The sequence below is a fragment of the Methylicorpusculum sp. genome, assembly GCF_030651835.1.
Classification (GTDB): domain Bacteria; phylum Pseudomonadota; class Gammaproteobacteria; order Methylococcales; family Methylomonadaceae; genus Methylicorpusculum.
Map to the genome: position 1 here is coordinate 1 of NZ_JAUSBX010000018.1, position 5,907 is coordinate 5,907.

5 protein-coding genes are annotated in these 5,907 nt (G+C 43.0%); 4 read left to right on the forward strand and 1 reads right to left on the reverse strand.

What is annotated here, in order from left to right; genetic code table 11:
- Positions 1 to 563: 563 nt before the first annotated feature.
- The 3 genes from Q7V32_RS02265 (at position 564) to Q7V32_RS02275 (ending at position 2,798) form a co-directional block, all read left to right on the forward strand.
- A complete protein-coding gene (locus tag Q7V32_RS02265) occupies positions 564 to 869 on the forward strand; it encodes an integration host factor subunit beta (protein WP_304895369.1) in 306 nt (101 codons plus the stop codon).
- Between the two features lie 122 nt (positions 870 to 991).
- Complete coding sequence (locus Q7V32_RS02270; protein WP_304895370.1) at positions 992 to 1,891, forward strand: hypothetical protein; 900 nt, start codon at positions 992 to 994, stop codon at positions 1,889 to 1,891.
- Between the two features lie 184 nt (positions 1,892 to 2,075).
- A complete protein-coding gene (locus Q7V32_RS02275; RefSeq protein ID WP_304895371.1) occupies positions 2,076 to 2,798 on the forward strand; it encodes a hypothetical protein in 723 nt (240 codons plus the stop codon).
- Between the two features lie 604 nt (positions 2,799 to 3,402).
- Here Q7V32_RS02275 and Q7V32_RS02280 read toward each other — a convergent pair.
- Positions 3,403 to 3,945, reverse strand: a complete 543-nt coding sequence (locus tag Q7V32_RS02280; RefSeq protein WP_304895372.1) for a hypothetical protein — start codon at positions 3,943 to 3,945, stop codon at positions 3,403 to 3,405.
- 422 nt (positions 3,946 to 4,367) lie between these two features.
- Between Q7V32_RS02280 and Q7V32_RS02285 the strand changes: the two genes are divergently transcribed.
- The gene (locus Q7V32_RS02285; protein WP_304895373.1) at positions 4,368 to 4,883 is read left to right on the forward strand and encodes a hypothetical protein; all 516 of its coding nucleotides are present in this window, start codon (positions 4,368 to 4,370) and stop codon (positions 4,881 to 4,883) included.
- Positions 4,884 to 5,907: the final 1,024 nt, after the last annotated feature.

Sequence of the window (5,907 nt, forward strand, 5' to 3'; positions counted from 1 at the left end):
GTATGGTCTCGATGGTGACATCGGTTTGTTTGGCCAGTTTGCCGATAGTTAAAGGCGTCATTTCATTTAACCAAATGTTGAATGGTGTTTATTGTCGCTCAGTTTTCCCTATCATGAGCAATTTACAAATAACCATGAATACGGTCTTGAATGGCGGATACTAAATGATAATCGGACACATAATGAACACATGAGTGATCGGCTGCTTGGGTAGGATGCCGGCGACCAGAAAACAAAAATTTGCTTAGTGCCGGTGGCTGCTTTTAAGTAATATCAAGAGCCGTATTTAACGGTGTCAAGGCATTTATATCCATCGGTTTATGTTTGAAACTGCGTGTGAACTTTAGAACTTCTTCGATTGTTTGATCAACTGCTCAATGTCCCGGCCTTCCTTATTAGACGACCCTATTTCCAGAGGGAAAACGGTTCCTCGAAACATTAACCCGGCGAGGTAAGATCCAGTTTCGCCTGCCAGTAAATCACGCCAAGAAAGACCAATTTACTGCAAACGACGGTTCTGTAAACTGATAAAATCAGCAGGTTATTACCAAGGGAGTTAAACAGTGATTAAGTCAGAACTGGTAAATGCGCTCAATGAGAAATTACCTGAACTTTCGATAAAAAATGTAGATTTGGCCATCAATTGCATACTTGGACAGATGGTAGATGCATTAGTCCGGGACCAACGCATCGAAATCAGGGGGTTTGGTAGTTTTGAACTGCATCATCGGACGGCCCGACTTGCCCGAAACCCTAAAACGGGTGAAAGGATTAATTTACCGGCTAAAGTAGTTATTCATTTCAAACCCGGCAAGGAATTGAGAGACCGCGTGGATGCTGCGCGCGTTCAATGCGACATCAAGGAATGAACTGCTTTATTTGGACAACTAATCCGACCTGAATCAGTTCACTGGTTATTTGTCGTATCGCCCTCACCGAATTCCCAACCACACGCCCTTTTTATTATTCATAAATCTTAATAGTTAAGCGTATGTTATTAGCGAGTGATTTTTTAAAATATACTGCCAATCTCCGAGTTCCAAGCCACATCAGAAATCTTTTCAGGTTTCTGCTTGTATTGACTGGAATTGCAGTAATTTCAGGCTGCTCAGTCTACAAGCCTTACGCAAAGAATCCTTACAATTTGTATGTCAAATTGCCGGACGATTCGGTAACAGCATCGTCCGGCGCTCGAACCTCCAAAGCCATTGACTTAGCCTTATCCGCTTCAAGTCGCCCAATACCAGGGGCTATCCCCCATGGCGCTGGGGTTGGAATAGCCGCAGCCTCATTCCTTCTCGGGTCCGGTGGTACGAACAAACCCATTAATGGCAACTTCCTCCTTGGCTCCATGCCGATAACTATGGCCAACAGTGAACAGGAAGCCAAAATCAAGCTTGGTTCGACTATCGAAAAAGCCATTACCCTGGCACTCCAGCCTGAATATCAACTCAAAACCGAGGAATATGATGACACCTACGCTTTTAGGCGGACTTTGCGCCCTAGATGGCTCCGTGTCGACGGACCGCTTTGTGAAAACTGGTCATGCCAAATCATTGCACCGATTCCTACAGCCAATGCCTTGCAATGGGAAGGAGATGTACATGTCCAAAATGGGGGTTGGCAATACAAACATCCTATCGAGCAGTCGATTGCTTTTCTAAAAATTGTCAATGAGTATGACAAGGATGCCTTTTTTAATAATCGTCGACATCATGTTGAAGGATATGAATTGGCCGATTTTGATTACCTAAATTTTCTTACTCGTGTTTCGGCCAATTTGCCAGAGTGGCTAAGCATTGTATGGACACCGATCGGAAAAACTCCGTATGAAATCCGTCAAGGAAGCACCCTTCCCCTAAACCAAACTACTAGTAGTTTTTTTCATTAAAGGATCCCGGGGCTTTCTCGACACTGACGGGTTATAACCGATCGTCCCGATGCTGAAGAGCCACCGTCAGTCAACGCTCAACCCCTAAACTAATCCGATCCAAATAATCTATTATCAAGGGCTTGCAACGAGGAAAACACGTGCTACCGTTGCCGATATAACTAAAATGAACCTGGTGATTCACATGTTTTCCAAAACAATTTATGTTCTTTTGATGGCCTTAGTGACCGGCTGTTCCGGTATGCACACAGGTAACCAAGACTTGGTTTTACAGACCTATGCGCCGGGCATTGTCATTGTCAGCGAGCCAGTAGGCAAAGGCTATTACGCTTTACTGGACAATCAATCTGGCCATTGGCGAGTGCTGGGAGATCTGTCTAAGAAAAGACTTACAAGGCAATCGGATAGCCAGGAAGTCCTATTCATCAATCACAGCTTTCGAAGTATTGCGCCCGTTTTTGATAAAGGACTCAATACTCACGGCGCTAACTGCACGCCTTATATACACAACAAGCTTTGGTATTGGGTGTGTACCAGTCAGTTTTCTTCTGTCGAGATCGCTGAAACAATCGGGATAAATATTGTCTCTTGTGCGCTTACCCTATGCCTGGGCGCCGGTTCCCGCGTTGAATTAGATCATGACAAAGTCGCTGAAGCCGTGATCCAATCAAACCTTATTCAATTGGCGGAAACTAAAATTTCGAATGAAAAGAAAGGCGAGTATTTGTCTGATTTTTCGCGTGCAATGAAAAGTCGTGATGTTGATGAACTTGAATTTTTTATATCAAAATATCGAGGCCAAGATCCTGACAATCTGATCCCTGAAGCAATAGATCGGATAGATTCGATCCGCGCATACGCTGCGTTTTATTCGGACTTGAATCGTATTTTGGATGAAGCCAAATAGCCGATGTCCTGATTCGCCCCATTTGGGATAAATTGGCTATTTATCGATTCGCGTGCAACGCCTCATCGGTTCATCATATCTTGCCGATTATTTTCAATTCCTCAACCTGGTTATTCTGCATAAAGGTACGTAACGTACCATAGGATTTGTTGCAAACCCTTTCATAGCCATATTTTGCGATGATTTTACGGTCATCCAATTTTATCTTTAATTAAGCGGTATTTTTGGGGGCTGTAGCCAACAGGAATCGGCAGCTTTTCGTCTGAAAAATCATAGGTACAATAAAATTAAAGTGGCATCAGGTGGCATTAAAATGGCTGGTGCAAATGCTGATAATAGTTGCTCAAATGGCCGTTTGTGCATAGCAGTTATTAAAAGCCATTGAGTGTTCAAAGACAAAAACTTAAGGGTATTTGCCGCTCCCTGACCCCCAACACACGATAACTGTCCCTTAACGGCTACTGGAAATGAGATTTTGAAATCCTATGGTGCGTTACGTACCTTTATGCAGAATAACCCGTGCTTGGCCACCGAGCGGCTAGTGCTGTTTCAAATTTAGTTAAAGCCAATCACAATCTGGTTTTGTATTTCCCCAGAGCAACTTTTAACTGATTTTACGTTTAGTACCTATATAAAAGTACAACCCAAATGCCAGGACTGCAGGCAGCAGATTCCGGGTCACCAGCCATTTCCAATTAGGTATTTGGGTGACATATCCCCAAAAGCGTTCACGATTATTTGTAGAGAATTCATTGGGAAGAAAGCACGCTGTATAAGTGTAAAATGAGCTGTCGAAAACAAAGCACTTAGCTCTTTCTTTGGTATAGGCCTGACTATGTTTTGTTTCTATACTGGAATCGTCATAAACCGACTGGAGTACATGATAAACGGCTTTAAGTTTTTCGCTTATTTCGCCTGGATTTTTATCAAATGAAAAAGAGTAGTTTTCACCCGTTTGTAATATGGAATATCGATAGACCTCACCCTGATGTTCGTAGACATATTCATCTTTGGCTGCGCGAGCTACATGGCAATAATTTGTTGCAGATACAAAGACCAGAAGGCACAAAAAAACCAAGACAGGTCTCTTCCTTGGCTTAACGGGCAATGACAAGCCTGTTTGCAACTGAATTCTATTCATCGTCATGAGCTGAATTCCTCAGAGAATAAACCAAAAGTATGCACTTTCTAGCCAAGAAAAACCTCATTTGTTTGATCACCAGACCTTATGAAGAAGGCTATTATTGCCCAACCCCCGAAAATGTAAATTCAGCCTAAAGGCGGCTCCTTTTCCAAACATGCACGGGCATAGCCATCCCTGGCTACACGGCACAGGCATCCATGCCAGTGCCGCCCCGTCTTTCTTCGCACAGCTCCAGTTTAGGGTTCTTTGACCAAAAGAACCCCCATTCCACTGCACCTTAAACACCCTACTAAAGGCACAATAAAAATCTTGTCAAAAAAATCAGTATCGGGTACGGTTTGTCAGAAGATAGGTGGTTGGAAAGTGGCGTTATATTCCTGTCCATCTGACACCTTAATTTTGTTTGCTGAATAAGGAGAAACTGAATGGGATACATGGACAGACTCTATAGGTCGGAAAATATTATAGGATATACGGGAGATCTTCAAAATAATCCAACTGTGTATTTTTTTTCACCATCGCCAGGTGTGAACGGGCAGCCTAAAACCAAACTAGTAGGACAAAACAATCAGATACTCTTTCTAAACGGTCACATCACCCAGGCACATGATATTGCGAATAACGTAGGAAGGGAAAAGGTTGTTGAATCATGGTCATATAGCATTATGAATGCTGGACCTGAACATGATACCTCTGGCTTGATTAAGAAGGGACAAAAAGCCTTACAAGAAGTGTTTCATCAAAGTGAAGCAGATAAAGGGTTTCAATATTATGATACACCTGATGGGTTTTCAGACTTTCATATCAGCCGAAATGTTTTCACGCAGGTTAGTCATAATGACCAAGCAACTCTGAAAATTTTGGCTCTCTCAATTGCTAAATTTCCGCGGATCAAAGCAATGTATGGGGTTGTGGCTGACGATGCAATTTTTCAACCATAAGCCGGAGCCATGTAGAGTATGCACCGCATACCTTCTCGATGTTTGATTCATTCGCAATGCTTAAAAAGGTACGCAATGCGTACCCTACTTGGCTGACGTTGGAATGAAAAACTATTGTTCTTCTTGCCTTGATTAGCATAGGATGACAAAGGCTGAGACTATAGAGATTTGGGTGTTAATCAACAAAAGTGTCATTTTCAGAAGAAAATTGCACAAATATCAGAAGTCGATAACACTATATTAAGTCGACCAGCGAGGTGAAGATGTACGGTCCGGAATTCCTTACGATACCCCAAACTCTTCTTTTGTGTCTGGCGTCAACTATCTTGATCCAGCCCCACGCTTGCTATCCCTGCGCTTCGCAATCCCAGTGTCGCGTGCTTCGCACTGACATTAGATACCAGCCGCCTCCCCCGCCCACCAAAGCCCCGGTTTAGTCTTAGCGTTTCTTTCGGTTCTGGCCAGTGGGGTTATTCTGCATAAAGGTACGTAACGCACCATAGGATTTGTTGCAAACCCTTTCATAGCCATATTTTGCGATGATTTTACGGTCATCAAATTTTATCTTTAATTAAGCGGTATTTTTGGGGGCTGTAGCCAACAGGAATCGGCAGCTTTCGTCTGAAAAATCATAGGTACAATAAAATTAAAGTGGCATCAGGTGGCATTAAAATGGCTGGTTCAAATGCTGATATTAGTTGCTCAAATGGACGTTTGTGCATAGCAGTTATTAAAAGCCATTGAGTGATTCAAAGACAGAAACTTAAGGGTATTTGCCGCTCCCTGACCCCCAGCACACGATAACTGTCCCTTAACGGCTACTGGAAATGAGAATTTGAAATCCTATGGTGCGTTACGTACCTTTATGCAGAATAACCCAACACCTTAGGGATACCGCAGGCATAAAAATCCCGTCATAATGGTAATTTTGCGAAATACCTCAGGCCGACAAAGATGAAAGAAACCATTGCCCCGTCCGTCATGTTTACAGAAGAGCTTGCGGAATTGATTACCCGCTTGGTAA

What these genes read in the sequence shown, in the direction of transcription:
- Q7V32_RS02285 (WP_304895373.1), top strand. Translation starts at nt 4,368, where the DNA reads ATGGGATACATGGACAGACTCTATAGGTCGGAAAATATTATAGGATAT.
- Q7V32_RS02280 (WP_304895372.1), bottom strand. Translation starts at nt 3,945, where the DNA reads ATGACGATGAATAGAATTCAGTTGCAAACAGGCTTGTCATTGCCCGTT.
- Q7V32_RS02275 (WP_304895371.1), top strand. Translation starts at nt 2,076, where the DNA reads ATGTTTTCCAAAACAATTTATGTTCTTTTGATGGCCTTAGTGACCGGC.
- Q7V32_RS02270 (WP_304895370.1), top strand. Translation starts at nt 992, where the DNA reads ATGTTATTAGCGAGTGATTTTTTAAAATATACTGCCAATCTCCGAGTT.